General features: G+C 70.3%; 1 protein-coding gene. It reads left to right on the top strand.

From position 1 onward, the window contains the following. Nucleotides 1-608: 608 nt before the first annotated feature. Nucleotides 609-2,362, top strand: a 1,754-nt coding sequence (locus ACAM49_RS39885; protein WP_369640697.1) for an ADP-ribosyltransferase, incomplete at its 3' end; no start/stop codon positions are given.

The raw sequence follows: 2,362 nt of genomic DNA, 5'->3' as shown, positions 1-2,362 counted from the left end.
CCACCCCGGACAGCCGTCCCGGTACCCAACCCCGCACCCCAGCGGACCCGTCCGGCGAGACCGCTCCGCATCCGACAGACCGCGACACGACGGCCCCAGGCCCGGAAAACACCGGTGTCGGAAGGGATTCGAGCAACCCCGCCGAGCGGCCCAGCGATACCTCGGCCACGGATCACGAAAAGCCCTCCACGGGCGCCGAATCGGATCGATCCACCGAGAGGCCCGAGGCCCGCGAATCCGGCGACGAACCCCGCGATGCGACCGATTCCCGGCCCGACTCCGATCGTGCCGGTGAGCATCCGGAGTCCCGTCGCCCCACCGACGAGCCGACGGAGTCCCGCCGCGCCGACGAGCCAGCGGTGCGTCGTGACGACGACACGCCCGGCACCCGCCGCGAGGATGACTCGACCGTCCGGCGGGAGGACGATCCAGCTGCTCGGCACGAGGATGACTCGACTGCGCGGCGTGCGGACGAGCCGACTGAGCGCCGCGTGGGAGATCCGGAAGTCGATCGTGGTGAGCCTGGCACGCGTCGTGAGGACGATGCGGCTGCTCGGGATGAGGAGGGTGTGCGTCCTCGCGATGAGGATGTACAGCTGGACTCGGCTATGCTGCGGGATGAGGACACCTCCCCGGAGACGGCGGACCGGCCGTTGCGGGAGGGGCGGGAACCGGCTGCTGAAGAGCCTGTGCGCGAGGCGGATTCGACGCGCCGGGAGGACGGGCCCGCCGAGGAGAGGCGGCTTACGGGTGAGGAGCCGCGGTCGGATGGGTTCGCACCGGTGCATGACGAACCGTCGAGCCGGGATGCGGACGGTCGGCATCGGGGTGACCGGCCGGAGGCGGAATCCACCGGCCGCGAACGGGATTCGCACCCGTCGGATCGAGATCGGCGTGTCAATGACGGGTCCGCTCCCGAGGACGGGTTCGTGGTCGCGCCGATTCCGCTGGGCGAGGATCCCGAGGTCAGAGCCCACGACGGTGAGCGTCGCGGGCCGGGGGAGCGCCGCTCCGGTGACGAGACCCCTGTCGCGGCGCAGGATCGTCCGGAGCCCTCCGATCGCACCGAATCCCGGCGTGGAGCGCCCCCGGAGCGCACCGACGGTTCCAAGGCGCACCCGGGGCGCTTGGATGATCCATCGAATACCGTTGTGCGAGACGAGGAATCGGCAAAGCCCGGGCGGGACGATCCGGAAACTGTTCGGGAGCGGAACCGGGGCCGCTGTGGTGAGCTGGCGCTGCGCCTGTTGCGTCAGATCACCGGCAATGAATCCATCCATCCGCCCCAGCGCCGGATCGGGCCGGAGGGGATGCGGCTCGAGGAGTTGGTGGCGGGTGCGGGCGGTAAGTTGCAGGACTTCCCCGATCGCCCCGGCAAACCTAGCGGCCACGACGCCATAGCGGAGCGGCTTCGCAAGCTGGGGGACGGTGCGTCGGCGCTGGTCGTGGATCGCTATGCCGGGCCCGTCGACGAGCACGGTGTGGGTGCGCACGCCTACCTACTGGTCAATGAGGGCGGCGAGATCGTGGTCAAGGATCCGGCCGCGGGCCTCGAGCATGGCTTCCCGCCGCAGGTGCCGAGGGAGACCAAGGGCGTTCACGCCATTCTCTTCGACTCCGACGGCAAACCCGTTCACCCGCTGAAGGATTCGGTGCGGGCCGGACTGCTGCACCTGGCCGATGTGCACGTCGGTGACGCGCACCGGCCGCCAGGCGACGAGACGAACCCCGACAACCCGGTGCGGTTCCTGCGCGAATCCGACGAAATAATCCCGGATTTCGCGGGCGCCAGCGAGTACGGGCGCGAGGTTTGGTCGGACGCGCACGCCCGGATGTCCGACGAGCAGCGAGCAGCGCTGCGCGACTACCTCGACGAGGAGCCCGAGGATGCTTCGCGGCCGAGCGCTTCGGACATCGAGGCCGCGCTGCGCGGCGAACGTGAGATGACACCCGAGATCGCCGAGGCGATCCGCAACATCGATGCCGCACTGGATCTGATCCCGCTGCCCGAGCCGGTGATGGTGACGCTCAGCGCCGGTGACAATCCGTTCGGTGTGCGCGTCGAGGATCTGCCCGGGACGGTCCAGCACCTGCCGGGCTACGTCAACGGCCTGCTCGGCCCGGTACCGTCGGTCCTCGGCATCCGGCATCACGTCGAACTGGTAGTCCCCGCCGGAACTCCCGCCCTGCACCTGGGCGAGCTGTCCCGCTACGGCGAGCACCTGCCGATGGTGCTGATGGCCCACGGCCTGGACATCCGCATCGACTCGGTCGAATCCCGGGGCCCCGGCCACTACGGCATCCGCGGCACCGTCGTCCCTTCCGACCCCGCCGCGCGCCCGCACCTCACCCACCCCGACGC

It is taken from the genome of Nocardia sp. JMUB6875, assembly GCF_041154655.1.
In the GTDB taxonomy this organism is placed as follows: Bacteria; Actinomycetota; Actinomycetes; order Mycobacteriales; family Mycobacteriaceae; genus Nocardia.
The sequence above is the reverse complement of the archived record's forward strand: the minus strand, read 5'-3'. Positions and strand labels throughout refer to the sequence as shown.